At 59.1% G+C, this 16,535-nt stretch carries 16 protein-coding genes; 12 read left to right on the forward strand and 4 right to left on the reverse strand.

The window, feature by feature from the left end:
• Window positions 1-121: 121 nt before the first annotated feature.
• A complete protein-coding gene (gene norR / locus KGA96_RS16500) occupies window positions 122-1,672 on the reverse strand; it encodes a nitric oxide reductase transcriptional regulator NorR (RefSeq protein ID WP_046040163.1) in 1,551 nt (516 codons plus the stop codon).
• A 156-nt stretch (window positions 1,673-1,828) separates the two neighbouring features.
• On the opposite strand from norR, the gene hmpA reads away from it, so the two are divergent.
• The gene (gene hmpA, locus KGA96_RS16505; protein WP_046040165.1) at window positions 1,829-3,010 is read left to right on the forward strand and encodes an NO-inducible flavohemoprotein; all 1,182 of its coding nucleotides are present in this window, start codon (window positions 1,829-1,831) and stop codon (window positions 3,008-3,010) included.
• A gap of 274 nt (window positions 3,011-3,284) precedes the next feature.
• Complete coding sequence (locus KGA96_RS16510) at window positions 3,285-3,794, forward strand: disulfide bond formation protein B (RefSeq protein WP_046040167.1); 510 nt, start codon at window positions 3,285-3,287, stop codon at window positions 3,792-3,794.
• A gap of 551 nt (window positions 3,795-4,345) precedes the next feature.
• Here KGA96_RS16510 and KGA96_RS16515 read toward each other — a convergent pair.
• Window positions 4,346-4,606 carry a hypothetical protein gene (locus tag KGA96_RS16515; RefSeq protein WP_046040168.1) on the reverse strand — a complete coding sequence of 87 codons (261 nt, stop codon included), beginning with the start codon at window positions 4,604-4,606 and terminating at the stop codon, window positions 4,346-4,348.
• A gap of 27 nt (window positions 4,607-4,633) precedes the next feature.
• On the opposite strand from KGA96_RS16515, the gene cyoA reads away from it, so the two are divergent.
• The 7 genes from cyoA to KGA96_RS16550 all read left to right on the forward strand — a co-directional run bounded on the left by cyoA (window position 4,634) and on the right by KGA96_RS16550 (window position 11,069).
• Complete coding sequence (cyoA, locus tag KGA96_RS16520) at window positions 4,634-5,578, forward strand: ubiquinol oxidase subunit II (RefSeq protein ID WP_046040169.1); 945 nt, start codon at window positions 4,634-4,636, stop codon at window positions 5,576-5,578.
• Between the two features lie 3 nt (window positions 5,579-5,581).
• The gene (cyoB, locus tag KGA96_RS16525; RefSeq protein WP_046040170.1) at window positions 5,582-7,612 is read left to right on the forward strand and encodes a cytochrome o ubiquinol oxidase subunit I; all 2,031 of its coding nucleotides are present in this window, start codon (window positions 5,582-5,584) and stop codon (window positions 7,610-7,612) included.
• 3 nt (window positions 7,613-7,615) lie between these two features.
• On the forward strand, window positions 7,616-8,242 hold the full coding sequence (locus KGA96_RS16530; protein ID WP_046040171.1) for a cytochrome o ubiquinol oxidase subunit III: 627 nt from the start codon (window positions 7,616-7,618) through the stop codon (window positions 8,240-8,242).
• Complete coding sequence (cyoD, locus tag KGA96_RS16535; RefSeq protein WP_008046747.1) at window positions 8,243-8,578, forward strand: cytochrome o ubiquinol oxidase subunit IV; 336 nt, start codon at window positions 8,243-8,245, stop codon at window positions 8,576-8,578.
• A gap of 11 nt (window positions 8,579-8,589) precedes the next feature.
• Complete coding sequence (gene cyoE, locus KGA96_RS16540; RefSeq protein ID WP_046040173.1) at window positions 8,590-9,477, forward strand: heme o synthase; 888 nt, start codon at window positions 8,590-8,592, stop codon at window positions 9,475-9,477.
• A gap of 517 nt (window positions 9,478-9,994) precedes the next feature.
• A complete protein-coding gene (locus tag KGA96_RS16545; RefSeq protein WP_046040176.1) occupies window positions 9,995-10,633 on the forward strand; it encodes a DUF6036 family nucleotidyltransferase in 639 nt (212 codons plus the stop codon).
• The gene (locus KGA96_RS16550) at window positions 10,617-11,069 is read left to right on the forward strand and encodes a hypothetical protein (RefSeq protein WP_046040178.1); all 453 of its coding nucleotides are present in this window, start codon (window positions 10,617-10,619) and stop codon (window positions 11,067-11,069) included. The genes KGA96_RS16545 and KGA96_RS16550 overlap by 17 nt, the downstream gene beginning before the upstream one ends.
• A gap of 100 nt (window positions 11,070-11,169) precedes the next feature.
• Here the strand turns inward: KGA96_RS16550 and KGA96_RS16555 are convergent, their stop codons facing one another.
• Together KGA96_RS16555 and KGA96_RS16560 are read right to left on the reverse strand one after the other, a co-directional pair.
• Complete coding sequence (locus KGA96_RS16555) at window positions 11,170-11,448, reverse strand: DUF3077 domain-containing protein (protein WP_223513656.1); 279 nt, start codon at window positions 11,446-11,448, stop codon at window positions 11,170-11,172.
• Between the two features lie 502 nt (window positions 11,449-11,950).
• Window positions 11,951-13,369: a PLP-dependent aminotransferase family protein gene (locus KGA96_RS16560; protein ID WP_223513659.1), complete on the reverse strand. Its 1,419-nt coding sequence runs from the start codon at window positions 13,367-13,369 to the stop codon at window positions 11,951-11,953.
• 148 nt (window positions 13,370-13,517) lie between these two features.
• On the opposite strand from KGA96_RS16560, the gene KGA96_RS16565 reads away from it, so the two are divergent.
• From KGA96_RS16565 to KGA96_RS16575, 3 genes are read left to right on the forward strand one after another with little or no spacing between them, the layout of a single operon-like run.
• A complete protein-coding gene (locus KGA96_RS16565) occupies window positions 13,518-14,618 on the forward strand; it encodes a hypothetical protein (RefSeq protein ID WP_046040185.1) in 1,101 nt (366 codons plus the stop codon).
• A 42-nt stretch (window positions 14,619-14,660) separates the two neighbouring features.
• On the forward strand, window positions 14,661-15,941 hold the full coding sequence (locus KGA96_RS16570) for an acetyl-CoA carboxylase biotin carboxylase subunit family protein (protein WP_223513662.1): 1,281 nt from the start codon (window positions 14,661-14,663) through the stop codon (window positions 15,939-15,941).
• Between the two features lie 48 nt (window positions 15,942-15,989).
• Window positions 15,990-16,484, forward strand: coding sequence for a RidA family protein (locus tag KGA96_RS16575; protein WP_046040191.1), 495 nt, complete (start codon window positions 15,990-15,992; stop codon window positions 16,482-16,484).
• Window positions 16,485-16,535 lie beyond the last annotated feature (51 nt).

Below are 16,535 nucleotides of genomic sequence, written 5' to 3' on the forward strand. Positions count from 1 at the left end.
GGGTCGCGAAGCGGCCCTTGGCTTTCCACTGTCAAACCGAGTCGCCGGATTTACGACCGCTTCGCGGCCGAACGGGGGCAAGCCCCCTCGCCACAAAGACTCCACTCACCCTATAGCGACGCTATTTCATCCCCAACCGCTTGGCCATCCGCCCCAGGTTCGCCCGATCCAAGCCTAGCTCACGGGCCGCGCTTGCCCAGTTGTTGTTGTGCCGCTCCAGGCAGGCACCGATCAATTGGCGCTGATAATGCTCGGTGGCCTCGCGTAAATCGCCGGTCACCGCTTGCGTGATGGTGGCGACGGGTTGCTCGGCGGCGGCTTCAACGCTGGCGTTGGGCAAGTCGAAATCGGCTGCGCTCAAGCTGAGAATCTTCGGCCGTTCCTTGCAATTGCCCAAGGCCTTCAAGGCGCTACGGCCGATCAAGTGTTCAAGCTCGCGCACATTGCCGGGCCAGTCGTAGGCCAATAGTGCGGCCTGGGCGTCGCTGTTCAGGCGCAGGCTGTTGAGGCCCATGCGTGAGCGGTTCTGCTCCAGGAAGTAACCGCTAAGCAGCAGCACATCACGCCCGCGATCGCGCAGGGCCGGTACCAGCAGCGGATAAACGCTGAGGCGATGGTAGAAGTCGGCGCGGTAACGGCCGCTGCGCACTTCTTCGGCGAGGTCACGGTTGGTCGCCGCGATCAGGCGCACGTCGACCTGATGCTCCTGGTCCGAACCCAGTCGCTGCAGTTGACCGCTCTGCAACACCCGCAGCAACTTGGCCTGCACGGTCAGCGACAACTCACCGACTTCATCGAGGAACAGCGTGCCGCCGTTGGCCAGTTCGAATTTGCCGCGGCGGTCGTTCATCGCCCCGGTAAAGGCGCCGCGGACATGGCCGAACAACTCGCTTTCCACCAATGTGTCGGGCAGCGCGGCGCAGTTGAGGCTGATGATCGGCTTGTCGGCGCGGGGCGAGGCCGCGTGAATTGCCTGGGCCACCAACTCCTTGCCGACCCCGGTTTCGCCAGTGATCAACACGGTCAGGTCGCTGCCGCCCACCAGGCTGATTTCTTCGACCAGACGCTTGTGGGCCTTGCTCTGGCCAATCATCTCGCGATTCTGCTGGCCGCTGGCCTGGCGGTAGACCTCGGCGCGTTGATGTTCATCTTCGACCCGGTTGTTCAAGCGTTCGATGCGCTCGGCGGCGTTGACCGTGGCCGCCGCGAGGCTGGCGAAGGCTTGCAGGGCATCCAGTTCGATCGGTTCGAAGCGCTCTGGGTCTAGGGCGTCGAGGGTCAGCAGACCCCAGGGGCGCTCGTCGATGAACAACGGGCAACCCATGCAGTCGTGGACTTCCAGATGATCATCGAGGCCATCGACCAGACCGTCATAGGGGTCCGGCAAGTCGCTGTCGGCAGCGAAACGGGTCGGGCCGGGGCCGCTGAGCAGCGCTTCGAAACGCGGGTGCTCGCTGACCTTGAAGCGCCGACCGAGGGTGTCGGTACTCAAGCCGTCGACGGCCAGCGGCACCAGCCATTCACCATCAAGGCGCAGCAGGGCGGCGGCGTCGCACGGGAGCAGGGCGCGCATGGCTTCCAGCAGGCGGCGATAACGTTCGCCCTCGGGCAATTCGCGGGACAGGTCGGAGACCAGGGGCAGCAGGGCAGTGAGCAGGGATTTTGCAGTCATAGTGACTCCGTGTAGTCGGTATGACTATAAGGCAGGTCGTGTCGAAATGACTATTGAGTTATTAACTTATTGATTTATAACGATTAAATAGTTGGCACGAAAGCTGATAAGCATAGGGTAATCCGTTAGCAATCCAAGAAGACCAGGAGTCACCTTATGCTGAGCGCTCAAGACCGTGCCATCGTCAAATCCACCGTGCCGCTGCTCGAAAGCGGTGGTGAGGCGCTGATCACGCACTTCTACCGCATGATGCTCTCCGAATACCCGGAAGTCCGCCCGCTGTTCAACCAGGCCCACCAGGCTAGTGGTGATCAGCCGCGTGCGTTGGCCAACGGCGTATTGATGTATGCGCGCCATATCGACCAGCTCGACCAGTTGGGCGACCTGGTGGCCAAAATCATCAACAAGCATGTGGCCCTGCAGATTCTGCCGGAGCACTACCCGATTGTCGGCACCTGCCTGCTGCGGGCCATCGCCGAAGTATTGGGCGAAGAGATCGCCACCCCGGAAGTGATCGCAGCCTGGGGCGCGGCCTACGGCCAGCTGGCGGACATCCTGATCGGTGCCGAAACCAGCATCTACGACCAGAAGGAACAGGCACCGGGCGGCTGGCGCGGGGCGCGGGAATTCATCGTGACCGGCAAGGTCGAGGAGAGCGCCGAGATCACTTCGTTCTACTTCGAGCCCGCGGACAAAGGCCCGATCCTGGTGGCAGAACCCGGCCAGTACATCGGCATGAAACTGATCCTCGACGGTGAAGAGATCCGTCGTAACTACTCGCTGTCGGCGCTGGCAAACAAAGGCCAGTACCGTATCAGCGTCAAACGTGAGGACGGTGGCCGCGCCTCCAACTTCCTGCACGACCAGTTGCAGGTCGGCGCCAGCATCCAGTTGTTCCCGCCATCGGGCGAGTTCGTCCTGACCGCCAGCGACAAGCCACTGGTGCTGATCAGCGGTGGCGTCGGCATCACCCCGACCCTGGCGATGCTCGAAGCGGCGCTGGAGACCCAGCGGCCGGTGCATTTCATCCACTGCGCGCGCAACGGCAGCGTCCATGCCTTCCGCGACTGGATTGATGGCCTGGCCGAGCGTCACCCGCAACTCAAGCGTTTCTATTGCTACTCCGAGGACGACGGCGTGAGCCCGGCGGCGCACAAGGTCGGTTTGTTGAGCCAGCAGCAGTTGCATGCATGGCTGCCGGAGCAGCGTGACCTGGATGTTTACTTCCTGGGGCCGAAAGGTTTCATGGCGTCCATCAAGCGGCACCTCAAGGCACTGGGTGTGCCGGAGAAGCAAAGCCGCTATGAGTTCTTCGGGCCGGCTGCGGCGCTGGAGTAAGGGGGGGCGCGGTGAGCCAGCCTCACCGCGTCGCCTTCATCGCGAGCAGGCTCGCTCCCACATTGGTCCGTGTCGTACGCAGATCAAATTGTGGGAGCGAGCCTGCTCGCGAATGCCACACCTCAGTCCTGAACTGAAAAAAGCCAGAAAGTTAATCCCTCCTTAACCGCCTTATCGTCTATTCCCCCCGAATCCCCCTCACATGCTCCAGACTCTCAAAGGTCCGGGCCAGCGTGTAGACTGGCGGGCAATCGAAATCTTGAAGGGAAACGCGATGAGCGATGAATCCATGCGGTTGGGGCGTGAACGGCGCTACCTGGTGTTGTTGGGCATCATTTGCCTGGCGCTGATCGGCGGTGCGCTGTACATGCAAATTGTTCTGGGCGAGGCCCCTTGCCCGCTGTGCATCCTGCAACGTTACGCGTTGCTGCTGATCGCGATCTTCGCCTTCATCGGCGCCGCCATGCGCACCCGCCGCAGCATCACAGTGTTTGAAACCCTGGTGGTGATCTGTGCAGTGGCAGGTGCAGGCGTTGCCGGGCATCACGTCTTTACGCAGTTCTATCCGGCGGTCAGCTGCGGCATCGATGTGCTGCAACCGATTGTCGATGACTTGCCGCTGGCGAAGATCTTCCCGCTGGGTTTCCAGGTCGATGGTTTCTGCTCCACGCCCTACCCGCCGATCCTCGGTCTGTCGCTGGCGCAGTGGGCGCTGGTCGCCTTCGTGCTGATCGTGGTGCTGGTGCCGTTGCTGACCTCGCGTAACCGCAAAGCGCTGCGCTGAGGTCATCTGCCGCTACGCATTGTCGGACAAAAAAGCCCCGTTCCTCGAAGAGAGGACCGGGGCTTTTTTTGGCTTGCAGAGCACATTTCAGAGGCTGGGTAAAAAGACTGTGACGGGCGGCAATCAAGGGTGCGACACATGTGCGACATGTTGTCACAGAGCGAGTGTCGCAGGGCGTTCGAGGAAGCCGGATTGGTGCATGGAAACGTAACGAAATTGGGCTGTTTTGCAGGCTTGCGGTTTTTTCCGTTGCGAGCACGAACAGGCAGTTTTAACAGGCTCTGGCGAATGGCCAGAGCCCCCGTCATATCGGGCCTTGGGCAAGGTCAAGGGCCGAGAGGAGGGACAGGATACTGTCTGAACCGTGGGTGGAAGACCTACTTATTTTGGTGTTTTTGTTGAGAATGAATTTCGATAAGATGCGCCACTTTTGCGAAAACGGTTAATGATTGTTGCCGGTTCGGATAAAAATTATTTCGGGATGAGACATGGTTTATAAAACATTACATATCTACAATCGCCCGCACTGAATTCCCGGCACTGCTCAAATCTTAACCAGGGGTGAGCAGAAACAGGGTGTCGAGAGGTCTGGTGGCTTCATGCGATTCCCAGGTGTCGGAGCCTCCAACTACCCGCACCAAATGGAATTGGTCTGTAACAAGGCCTTTGACCACGTATTCGAATAAGAACTCACCGCAGGCCCGGGATTTGTCGTACAGCGTCTGACGCGCGACGGGCATGCCCTTATTCAATCCAAGAAAAATGCCAACCCTTGGCAGGGTGAAGTGTTGGCGATCAAAACCCAACTGCATTGCGCAAGCTGCTTTAGAGGTCGTGAGATGAGTAAAAACAGGTACCCCAGACTACTAGGCTTATTGCCGCTGATCGGCACGTTGTTGCTGTCAGGCTGCAACATGACCTTGCTCAATCCCAAGGGCCAGGTTGGTCTGGACGAGCGAAACCTGATCATCACCGCAACGCTGCTGATGCTGTTGGTCGTGGTTCCGGTCATCGTGATGACCTTCCTGTTCGCCTGGAAATACCGCGCGTCCAACACCAACGCCACCTACACCCCGAAATGGAACCACTCCACCAAGATCGAGATCGCGGTGTGGGCTGTTCCGGTGCTGATCATCATTGCCCTGGGTTACGTCACCTACAAGTCGACCCACGCCCTTGACCCGTACAAGCCGCTGGAATCCGACGTCAAGCCTGTGACCATCGAAGTGGTCGCGCTGGACTGGAAGTGGCTGTTCATCTACCCGGAACAAGGCATCGCCACGGTCAACAAGATCGTGTTCCCGGCGCACACCCCGATCAACTTCAAGATCACTTCCGACGCCGTGATGAACTCGTTCTTCATCCCTGCGCTGGGTGGCCAGATCTACGCGATGGCGGGCATGCAGACCAAGCTGCACCTGATCGCCAACGAGAACGCTGAAATGGACGGTATCTCCGCCAACTACAGCGGCGCGGGTTTCACCGGTATGAAATTCAAAGCGATCGCAACTTCCCAGGAAGATTTCGACGCCTGGGTAAGTGAAGTCAAAAAGGCACCTAAACAGCTTGAACAAGCTGAATACGCAGCCCTTTCCAAGCAGAGCCAGAACAACCCAGTCGAGCTCTACTCCTCGGTGACGCCGAACCTGTTCCAGACCATCGTCGACAAGTACGAAGGCATGAAACCTGGTCCGAAAGTGAAGCACGAGAAAGAAGAGAAAGAAGTGGCCCAGATGGAAGGGATGGACTCGAGTTCGCATTCAGCTGCCGGGGCAGAGGAGTAAACGATGTTTGGTAAATTAAGTTGGGAAGCGATCCCGTTCCACGAACCGATCGTGATGATAACCATCTCCATGATCGCGCTCGGTGGTCTGTCGCTGTTCGCTGCAATCACCTACTTCAAGAAGTGGACCTACCTGTGGACCGAGTGGCTGACGTCGGTCGACCACAAGAAAATCGGCGTGATGTACATCATCGTCGCCATGGTCATGCTGCTGCGCGGTTTTGCCGACGCCATCATGATGCGTACCCAGCTGGCCATGGCCACCGAGGGTTCGCCTGGCTACCTGCCACCTGAACACTATGACCAGATCTTCACCGCCCACGGTGTGATCATGATCATCTTCATGGCGATGCCATTCTTCACCGGCCTGATGAACCTTGCAGTGCCGCTGCAGATCGGCGCGCGTGACGTTGCCTACCCGTTCCTGAACTCCCTGAGCTTCTGGCTGCTGGTTTCCGGCGTGGTGCTGATCAACCTGTCCCTGGGCGTCGGCGAATTCGCCAAGACCGGCTGGGTTGCCTATCCGCCGCTGTCGGGCCTGCAATACAGTCCTGGCGTGGGGATGGACTACTACATCTGGGCGCTACAGCTATCGGGTCTGGGGACAACGCTGACGGGGGTCAACTTCCTGGCCACCGTGCTGAAAATGCGTACCCCTGGCATGAAACTGATGGACATGCCGATCTTCACCTGGACTTGCACCTGGGCCAACGTCCTGATCGTGGCTTCGTTCCCGATCCTGACCGCTACCCTGGCACTGCTGACGCTTGACCGTTACATGGATTTCCACATTTTCACCAATGAACTTGGTGGTAATCCGATGATGTACGTGAACCTGTTCTGGGCATGGGGCCACCCTGAGGTGTACATCCTGATCCTGCCAGCGTTCGGTATCTTCTCCGAAGTCATCTCGACCTTCACCGGCAAGAAACTGTTCGGCCACCACTCGATGGTCTACGCATCGGGCGCGATCTCGATCCTGGGCTTCATGGTTTGGCTGCACCACTTCTTCACCATGGGTTCGGGTGCCAGCGTCAACGCCTTCTTCGGTCTGGCGACGATGCTGATTTCCATCCCGACGGGTGTGAAGCTGTTCAACTGGCTGTTCACCATCTACCAGGGCCGTCTGCGCTTCACCAGCCAGGTGATGTGGACCCTGGGCTTCATGGTGACCTTCGCCATCGGCGGCATGACCGGCGTACTGTTGGCCATTCCGGGTGCCGACTTCGTTCTGCACAACAGCCTGTTCGTGATCGCGCACTTCCATAACGTGATCATCGGCGGTGCGGTATTCGGTTACATCGCCGGTTTCGGTTTCTACTTCCCTAAAGCGTTCGGCTTCAAGCTGCACGAAGGCTGGGGCAAGGCAGCATTCTGGTTCTGGATCAGCGGCTTCTTCGTCGCGTTCATGCCGCTCTACGCTCTGGGCTTCATGGGCATGACCCGTCGCCTGAACGCCACCACCAACCCTGAGTGGGTGCCGTACCTGTACGTCGCCATGTTCGGTGCGGTGATGATCGCCGTGGGTATCGCTTGCCAGTTGATCCAGCTGTACGTCAGCGTGCGTGACCGCAACAAGCCGGAAAACATCTGCGAACACGGCGACCCGTGGAATGCACACACCCTGGAATGGTCGACCTCGTCGCCACCACCGTTCTACAACTTCGCCGTGCTGCCGAAAGCCGATGGCGTCGACCCGTTCAGCGAAGCCAAGGAAAACGGTACCGCATACAAGGCTCCGGCCAGGTACGAACCGATCCACATGCCAAACAACACCGCGACCGGTGTGGTCATGGGTGCTCTGTTGACCGTGTTCGGCTTCGCGATGATCTGGCACATCTGGTGGCTGGCAATCGCTGGTCTGGCCGGCACCGTGATCTACTTCGTGATCCACGCGGCCCGTGATGATCAAGGCTATATGGTGCCGGTCGACGTGATCGAGCGCATCGAAGCCGAGCAGCACAAGCGTCTGGTAGCGGCAGGGAAGATCCCGGCCACCGCCACCCGTGTTGAAACCTCGTTGGAACAGGCTTAAACCATGTCGAACTTAGTGACCAATGCTGGACACACCCATGTCGATGGACATGGGCATGATGACCATCACCACGACTCGGGCGAGATGACCGTATTCGGTTTCTGGCTCTACCTGATGACCGACTGCATTCTGTTTGCGTCGATCTTCGCGGCGTACGCGGTACTGGTTAACAACGTAGCGGGTGGCCCGTCGGGCCACGACATCTTCGAACTGCCATACGTACTGGGCGAAACCGCTCTGCTGCTGTTCAGTTCGATCACCTACGGCTTCGCCATGCTGGCGTTCTTCCGTGGCAACAAGAAGCAGGTCCTGGGCTGGTTGGCCATGACCTTCGTGTTCGGTGCCGGCTTCATCGGCATGGAGATCAACGAGTTCCACATGTTGATCTCCGAGGGCTACGGCCCTAGCCGTTCCGGCTTCCTGTCCGGGTTCTTCACCTTGGTCGGCACCCACGGTCTGCACGTGACCAGCGGTCTGATCTGGATGGCGATCATGATGTATCAGGTGCAGAAAAACGGCCTGACGGCGACCAACAAGACCCGTCTGAGCTGCCTGAGCCTGTTCTGGCACTTCCTGGACGTCGTGTGGATCTGCGTATTCACCGTTGTTTACCTGATGGGGACTATGTAAATGGCTAACACGCACTCCCATGACAGCCACGACGCCGGTCACGGCAGCGTCAAGTCCTACGGCATCGGTTTCATCCTGTCGGTGATCCTGACCCTGATCCCGTTCGGTCTGGTGATGTACCCGACGCTGCCGAAGTCGATCACCCTGATGATCGTCGTCGCGTTCGCCGTCATCCAGGTGCTGGTGCACCTGGTGTACTTCCTGCACCTGGACCGTTCGGCCGCGCAGCGTAACAACGTGATTGCGTTTGTCTTCGCCGCGATCGTGATCGTCCTGCTGGTTGGCCTGTCGCTGTGGATCATGTTCAGCATCCACACGTTCATGATGGCGAAGTGAGGTAAGTCCGCATGTCCCTCAAGCACTTTATCCAAATCACCAAACCGGGGATCATTTTCGGTAACGTGCTTTCTGTGGCAGGCGGATTTTTCCTGGCCTCCAAAGGGCATGTCGATCTGGCCATCTTCCTGGCCGCCATGATCGGCACGTCCCTGGTGGTTGCCTCCGGTTGCGTGTTCAACAACTGCATCGACCGCGACATCGACCTGAAGATGGAACGCACCAAGAACCGGGTGCTGGTCCAGGGCTTGATCTCCCTGAAACTGGCCCTGATCTATGCGACCGTCCTGGGTGTCGCCGGCGTTGCGCTGTTGTACAAGGTGGCCAACCCGTTGGCCGCGTTGTTCGCGGTGATCGGCTTCGTGATCTACGTCGGCTTCTACAGCCTGTACCTCAAGCGCAAGTCGGTTCACGGCACGCTGGTGGGCAGTCTGTCGGGCGCCATGCCGCCGGTGATTGGCTACGTCGCAGTCAGCAACACCTTCGACATGGCCGCGCTGACCCTGCTGGTGATGTTCAGCCTGTGGCAGATGCCGCATTCCTATGCCATCGCGATCTTCCGCTTCAACGATTACCTGGCCGCATCGATTCCGGTGCTGCCAGTGAAGCGCGGCATCCAGGTGGCCAAGAAGCACATCCTGATCTACATTCTGGCCTTCCTCGTGGCGACCTTGATGCTGACCTTCAGCGGCTACGCTGGCATGAGCTACCTCGCCGTCGCCTCGGCCATGGGCATGTACTGGCTGTACATGGCCTGGACCGGCTACAAGGCAGTGGATGACACGGTCTGGGCACGCAAGCTGTTCGTGTTCTCGATCTTCACCATTACCGCGTTGAGCGTGATGATGTCCCTGGACTTCAAAGTGCCGAGCGAGTTGCTGCTGACGTACGCGCCTTAAACGTCGGATGCTGAATCGAAAAGCCCCGCCTTCGAGAGAAGAGCGGGGCTTTTTGTTGGTGGAATTCTGACGAACCGTGGTGCCGCCATCGCGAGCAGGCTCACTCCTACATTGGATTGAGTGCACACCGATCCCTGTAGGAGTGAGCCTGCTCGCGATGGCCGCGACGCGGACTAACAGGCGAATTCGATATCTGTCCGCTTAAGAAAAAATTGAGAAAATCCCAAATTATTAAGATTTTCTTGGCCCACTTAAGAAAAAATGCGCAGTCAGACCCAATAAATGGGGTAAGGCGGATGGTTCCGAGGTCTTGGGGGGATTTGTCATTGGGTTTCCATCTCCTGTGTTTCGTCCGTTGCCGCCATCGCGACCAAGCTCGCTTACGATAGGGAGACCTGACCGGCAAAACTGCCTACGGATTTGCCTGAACTTTCCCACGAGTTTTTCAGGTTGAGGGTCGGAAGTTGCCTATCTAGCCTCGGGATGCCGTTATTACAAGCATCCCAGAGGATCTACGATGGAACTGCCAGAGGTAATCACCCCGCGTGTTAATACGAATACAGCGTTGGGGCAGGCTTTGATTTCGATGTTCAAATCTGTCGAAGCGGAACTGGAGCTTGAGAACGCAGTACCAGGGGCGGTCAAAATTATCCTGTTCGGTGGCTGCGCGGTTCACCTTTATACCCATCATCGCGTTTCCACCGACGTCGATGCAGAAATTTATGAGGCTAATGTTCCCAAAGGTCTTCACTTACAAACAATGCTCGCAGAGATACCCGAACAGTTTGTTGATGAGCGATCCGGTCGCTTGATGGAGCTGAACTACGACCTGCAATACAACACCAGTTTTGGCCCAATTCATGAGGACTATTGGGAACGGAGCCTTCCCTTTACAGAGTTCCCGGTTGAGTCCCCGCTGCACGTTCATATCGCGGCACCTGTCGACATTGCCATTTCCAAGCTGGGCAGAGCGACCGATCAGGACATTGGTGATATCAAGGCACTTCTCAGGGCTGGTTTCATCCTGACTACCGAGTTTCGTCGACTGGCATTGCAGGCGATTGATGTATATGTTGGCAACAAGGAGTCACCAATCTCCGTCCTCACGAATATTTTGCATGATTATCTGGAGAGCACAGATGACGAAGCCCCATAGCGGCCACGTCCTCTCATCCGCCTTGGACACGCTGGTAAAAAGACCTTTGAATCAAGCGGATGACGCTGCCTTGGTGAGCGCCGCCAAGGCTGTCTGGTACTCGGACTCAAATCTTGAAAGCGAGATAAGCGTTTTTTTGAATCGTCATTCTGACGAAGTGGAGGTTCGGCGTGCTGGCTATCTGCTCGAGCGATTCACTCGATTTACTTGCTTATCCGATCTCCGGGTGTCGGAAACTCTCAATGTCCTCGAGCTTTTTGCTCATTCGACTTGCGTGCAAGCCGTGACGCTACAAACCGTCACGCCATTGCGTCGACGCCGTGATGAACTCGCTGTCTCTTGGGGGTTAAGTGAGGGCCTCGGCCTGAAAGCCCAAGCCCTCATGCCTTTCCAGACCCGGCATTACGAAGCTGAGCAACGCGCCATGTTTTCCTGAACGCTGGTTGCCGCGAAGAGGTCGCATCGTATGGTCCAAACGCTGTAACGGCCTGCATCGTAAAAGCCCCGCATTCAAAAGAATCGCGGGGCTTTTTCATTTACGCGCGGTTGTTACACGGTGCGTCGAGCACTTTCACCACGTCATCGATGATTGCCTTGCTCATGTCCTGCAAAAAATGCGAGGCCCAGGCGTGTCGGTCGGAGTCGCGAACCATGGCGGCGTCTGAGGCGAGCAGTTTGGCTACGTGGAGCAGGTCGGAGGCGTGGTAGAGGGCTTCGGTTACCGGGACGCCGGCATTGATGCGAAACAGGGGTTCGTTGGCGTGGTAGGAGAAGGGGGTGAGGCCGATGGTTTTGAGGTCTTGGGGATTGGTCATTAGGCTTCACCTCTTACTGGGCTGGAGGTGGAGGGGCATGACTGGTGTAGCAGACGGATCGATAGCGTTCATGAGTAAAACTCCCGTATAAAATTGAGAGCTACCACGTTCGTTCTCAGGCGAATGGGTGGCAGCTATGCGCGGGCTGAGAAACCGGAGATACAGGAATCCGGCAGACCCGAAGGTCTCCCACGCACAGCCGCCATTGCACGAATGTACTGGCATAAAAAAAGCGCCGGCAATCGTGATTGGTGGCGCTTGTGCGCCCGTATCTTACCCGGGTTCTCAGGCCCGGTCGCTGAATTGGCAGCGACCGGGCGAAGTTAGCCGGCAAGGATGAGGTCGGCAATCGTAGCGATCTGGTGGCCGGGGATGGCCGGGACACCGCAGACCCTGTGGGAGCGGGCTTGCCCGCGATGGCAGTGTGTTAGGCGACATTGATGCTGGATGTGACGGTCCCATCGCGGGCAAGCCCGCTCCCACAGGATTTGAGGCGTGTCGGTTATTTTTGGGCAGTGTCGAGCAACCGGAAAAACCGCTCCCGCACCTGCAAGCTGTCGCTGTGAGCCACGTTGAATCGCAGGAACTGGCTGGCATCCGGCCCTTTGCTCAGCAAGGTGCCCGGCGCCAATACCATATTGTTCTCCAGCCCCTGGCGAGCCAGGTTCTCGGCATGCAAGCCGTCCGGCAGCCGTGCCCAGATAAACACGCCTTCGCCGGGCAACGAGGAAAGCGAACACCCAGCCTCCGCAAGCCAACTCGCCACACGACTATTGGACTCATACAACCGATCCACCGTGCGCCGCGCATGCTTGGCATAGCTGCCGTCGCTGAGCATGGTGCAGGTGATCTGCTCTGCCAGCTCCGACGTCACCCCGCCGCAGGCCATTTTCAGGGCGACCATGCGTGCCGCCAGTTGCGGTGACAGCACGGTGTAGCTGACGCGGCTGTTGGCGGTCAGGGTCTTGGAGAAGCCCGACACATAACTCACGTTGTCCAACCCGCTGGCCGCCAAACGAGGGGTGCGACGTTGCTGGATGTCGCAGTACAGATCGTCTTCGACGATGTGGAAGCCATAACGGTGGCTCAGTTCCAGCAAACGGTAGACTTGGGCCGGGGTGAACGAGTGTCCGGTAGGGTTATGCAGCGTGCTGTTGGTCATGTACAGCACGGGTTTGTGGGCGATCAACAGTTGCTCGAACGCGTCGAGGTCCATGCCGTCGCAATCCCGGGCGATGGTGATGACCTTGGCCCCGTGCAGCGCCAGGTTGGCGTGCATGTTGAAGTAGCAGGGGTCGTCGAGCAGCACGGTGTCGCCGGGTTTGACCAGCAGGCGCATCAGCAGGTCGATGGCCTGCATGGTGTTGGCGGTGGTGATGATCTGGTCCACCGGCGCTTCGATGCCGAAGGTCGCCAGTTTCACCCGCAGGGCCTGGCGCAACGGCAAGTAACCGCCGGCCACGCCGTACTCGCCCATGCGCAACGACGTAGCTCGCAAGGTGCTGCGCACGGCTTTCTGCAATTCTTCGGCGGGTAGCCACGAGGTTGGCAGAAAACCGCAGCCGGGGCGCAGCGTGCCGTTGTCCAGTAGCAAGGCGCGACGAATTACGCTCAGGGTGTCCTGGGGTTGCAGGTCCGGGCCGGTGCCGCTTTTCAGCGCCGCTTCTGAGCGATGCACGTAATGCCCGGAGCCCTGGCGAGACACCACCAGCCCCTTGGCCCGCATGCGGTCCAGGGCATCGACCACCGTGGACTTGCCCACGTTCATCAAGTCGGAGAGTTCGCGAATCGGCGGCAGCTTGACGCCGTGGGGCAGGCCACCGGTGCTGATCGCCTGGGTCAGCTGATCGACGATCTGTTGCACCAGCGGCACGCCGGGCTGGAATTCAATGGCGGCGATGACTGCGCGTTGAACCTGCATTTTACTGGTCTCTCCGGCAGTAAAGTTCGTTGGATTCTATACGAACTTGCCCTGATCAGGACAAGCCTCTCTCTCTACCATGCCCTTACAGACTTTTCTGGATGTCGGCCTTTGTCGGCGGGCATTCACCCGGTTCCTGAGGTGCTGCATGAGTGTCGAAACAACGGTCGCGGTAGCCAAACCGGTCATTAACCTGCGGTTATTCACGATCCGGATCATCACTGCTGTCTCGCTGTTCGCGGTGCTGGGCAAGGCCAACGTCTGGCTCGACACGGCCACCAACAGCATCCTGGCCCTTGGATATCGCGCCTTGTTGCTGTTGTTGCCCCTGACTTTACTGGTGCTTGGCCGCCGTTCCCTGAGCGTCACGCTGCTGTGTGCCGGCCTTGGCCTGGTGCTGCTGGCGCTGACCAGCCATCAAGGCATGGTGATGTTTGCAGCCGCGTTGTTTGCCTACGGCATTGCCATTGCCGGTTACCTGATCAAGAGCGAAGCGGCCCAGACCAAGGAAGGCGCGGCCTACAACCGCGTGGCCATGAACATGGGCAGCCTGGTGGCCGGTTTGATCCTGCTGTCGCCGCTGCTCACGCCGACGATGTTTTTCCTCGGCGCGGCAGCGTTCGTGTTGCTGTGCCTGCCGATCGCCCTCGGCGCGACCTTCACCACCGAGCCGGGTGTAGCCCGCCCGGCCACCCAGGCCGGCAGCAACTGGGGCAGCAAACTGCCGTGGGTGATCGCCGGCATCATTATGGGCATCAAGCTGTTCGGGGTGTTCTCGATCCTGCCACAGGCAATCCTGCTCAAGACCGGCGAGTTGCCGGCCTGGTACGGCCTGATGCTGATCCTCAACAGCGCCGTGGTGGTCTTCGCCCAGGTGCCGGTGATGAAGCTGATCGAGCGCACCGGGCGCTTCAAGGTCGTGGCGGTGATCGGGATCATCGTCGGCGGTTTTGCGGTGCTGTCTTCGCCTGCCGCGTTCCACGTCGAAACCCTCGCCGGGGCGCTGGTCTGGGTGGCGCTGCTGTCCATTGCCGAATGCGCCTTCAGTTACCTCGATTACTTCTCGGTCAAGCAAAACAACATGTTCGTCAAGGAAGTGTCCCTGGGAGTGGGGGCCGGGCTGACCGTGTTGATCATGCGGGTGGTGCCGGCGCCGTACAACGCGCTGGTGCTGGCCGCCATCGGTGCCGCAGGGATCCTGGCCTGGTATTGGCTCAACCGTAAATCCAATGCGTCGTTGCATGACTGAGTCATCGCCGTTGCGGTTTTCACTTTGCAGGTCGGGGGCAATATGAATACGACTTCATGCGTAATAGTGGTCGGTTACAACGGCAATCGGGTTCACGACATCCAGAAGCTGCGCGAGCTGTGCAAGTCGCTCTACAACGCCAGGCTTATCCTGCTGGTCGAGAAAGTTCAGCCCCATGACGACCAGGTGGCCGATCACGTCTGCAGCACTTCACTGGCCGAAGACGATGTGGCGACGTCCCTTGAACTGGTGGTGGGGTGCTTGAATGCCGACAGCTGGAAGCTGATCGGCGTACTGCCGTTCTCCGATCGCGGCGTACTGCTCGGTGCAGCGCTGGCCAGTCATTTCGGCCTGCCGGGCATTACCCCGGGCGAAGCGCGGGCGGGCCTGGACAAGCAGATCTTCCGCCAGCTCGAAGCTGCGGCCAGCACCGCTCCCGGAGAATACCGACCGGTGTTTTCCGCGCGGGTCGAAAGCCTGTCGGAACTGCGCCAGCGCGTCGTCGAACTGGGCGGAAAAGCCTTCATCAAGCCGGCCTGCGAAGGCGCGAGCCGGGGCTGTCGCGTCATCCATCACCCTTCGGAATGCGATGACGCCTGGCTCGCCCTGAAGCCTTACCGCGAAGGCGGTATCGTCCTTGAAGCGCTGGTGCAGAACGCCCGCGAATACAGCTGGGACTACGTGGCCGGAAGCACCTGGGTGACTGAAAAAACCACCACCGAAGGCGCCTACCGCGCAGAGATCCAACAAGTCGTCCCCGCGCCGCTTGCGGCTGAGGTACAGGCACGTTTGATGGCAGCCGGTCGGCATATGTCGAGCCTGGTGTCCCGGGACAACGGCGCCTGGCACAACGAAGTGTTTCTGCGCAGCGACAACCTGACCTCGGCCGTGGAAACCAACATGCGCCCCGGCGGTATGCACATCTGGGACCTGGCGAAACGCGCCTTCGTCAATTTCGATCCGTGGGAACGCTGGGTGCGCTGGGCGGTGGAGGGCAAGACCGAACAGCATGAGCCAGTGGCCCGCGGCTACTGCGGCATTCGCCTGCTCCGGGCGCCGGCCGGCGGCATCCTGCGCGCGACGCCTGACATCGAGGCCCTGGCCAGCGCCCTGCGTATCGACCTGGTGGAGGGCCAGTACGCCAAGCGTATCGGCGACTCGGTCAGCGCACTGGTCAAAGACAATTTTTCATTCATCGGCCACATCGTGTTGTTCAACGAACACTACGGACAACTGCGCAACGACCTGTTGCGTCTGGCCGAGGTGATTGAGTCACGCATCGAGGTGACTTGCCTGGCACCGGCCACCCGCGCCGTGTGCTGAGCCCGCAAGCACCCGTTTTTTGCATTACCGATCAAGAGGGTTCGATCAATGATCCAGCACATGACCTGCGATGAACGCTTCATCGCCCTGGCCAAAGAGTTTGGTTATGACATCTACGGCGAAAACACCGCAGGCGGGCATTACGCGCCGCTGATCCGTCATCACGATGAGCTGTACATCAGCGGCCTGGTGCCGCGCATGAACGGCAAGATCCATTACCCCGGCCGCGTCGGGCTGGACCTCAGCATGGCCGATGCGCAAGCGGCCGCCAGCATCAGCGCGATGCGCGGGCTGGCGTTGATCGTCGATGCCATTGGTTCGCTGGACAAGATCAAGTCATTGATCCGGGTAACGGTCTATGTGAAGTCCACGGCGGACTTTGTCGATTTGAGTGAAGTAGCCAACGGTGCCTCGGATGTGTTCAGCCATGTGCTGGGCGATGCCGGTAAGCATACGCGCACTACAGTGGGTGTTTATCAGCTACCCAAGAACGCCGCGATAGAAGTGGACATGATCGCCGCCTTGCGTCCATCGGTTTTGTAAGTTGTTTCCCGACTTTACAGCGCTGAACCCTTAACTTAAGGTTTAGCGCTA

It is taken from the genome of Pseudomonas sp. GL-R-26 (assembly GCF_019947365.1).
Taxonomy (GTDB): Bacteria; Pseudomonadota; Gammaproteobacteria; order Pseudomonadales; family Pseudomonadaceae; genus Aquipseudomonas.

Coding starts and splice junctions, on each gene's coding strand:
- cyoE (WP_046040173.1), top strand. CDS start 8,590: ATGTCCCTCAAGCACTTTATCCAAATCACCAAACCGGGGATCATTTTC.
- KGA96_RS16510 (WP_046040167.1), top strand. CDS start 3,285: ATGAGCGATGAATCCATGCGGTTGGGGCGTGAACGGCGCTACCTGGTG.
- cyoD (WP_008046747.1), top strand. CDS start 8,243: ATGGCTAACACGCACTCCCATGACAGCCACGACGCCGGTCACGGCAGC.
- norR (WP_046040163.1), bottom strand. CDS start 1,672: ATGACTGCAAAATCCCTGCTCACTGCCCTGCTGCCCCTGGTCTCCGAC.
- KGA96_RS16530 (WP_046040171.1), top strand. CDS start 7,616: ATGTCGAACTTAGTGACCAATGCTGGACACACCCATGTCGATGGACAT.
- KGA96_RS16515 (WP_046040168.1), bottom strand. CDS start 4,606: ATGCAGTTGGGTTTTGATCGCCAACACTTCACCCTGCCAAGGGTTGGC.
- KGA96_RS16570 (WP_223513662.1), top strand. CDS start 14,661: ATGAATACGACTTCATGCGTAATAGTGGTCGGTTACAACGGCAATCGG.
- cyoB (WP_046040170.1), top strand. CDS start 5,582: ATGTTTGGTAAATTAAGTTGGGAAGCGATCCCGTTCCACGAACCGATC.
- KGA96_RS16550 (WP_046040178.1), top strand. CDS start 10,617: ATGACGAAGCCCCATAGCGGCCACGTCCTCTCATCCGCCTTGGACACG.
- KGA96_RS16575 (WP_046040191.1), top strand. CDS start 15,990: ATGATCCAGCACATGACCTGCGATGAACGCTTCATCGCCCTGGCCAAA.
- cyoA (WP_046040169.1), top strand. CDS start 4,634: ATGAGTAAAAACAGGTACCCCAGACTACTAGGCTTATTGCCGCTGATC.
- KGA96_RS16555 (WP_223513656.1), bottom strand. CDS start 11,448: ATGACCAATCCCCAAGACCTCAAAACCATCGGCCTCACCCCCTTCTCC.
- KGA96_RS16565 (WP_046040185.1), top strand. CDS start 13,518: ATGAGTGTCGAAACAACGGTCGCGGTAGCCAAACCGGTCATTAACCTG.
- KGA96_RS16560 (WP_223513659.1), bottom strand. CDS start 13,369: ATGCAGGTTCAACGCGCAGTCATCGCCGCCATTGAATTCCAGCCCGGC.
- hmpA (WP_046040165.1), top strand. CDS start 1,829: ATGCTGAGCGCTCAAGACCGTGCCATCGTCAAATCCACCGTGCCGCTG.
- KGA96_RS16545 (WP_046040176.1), top strand. CDS start 9,995: ATGGAACTGCCAGAGGTAATCACCCCGCGTGTTAATACGAATACAGCG.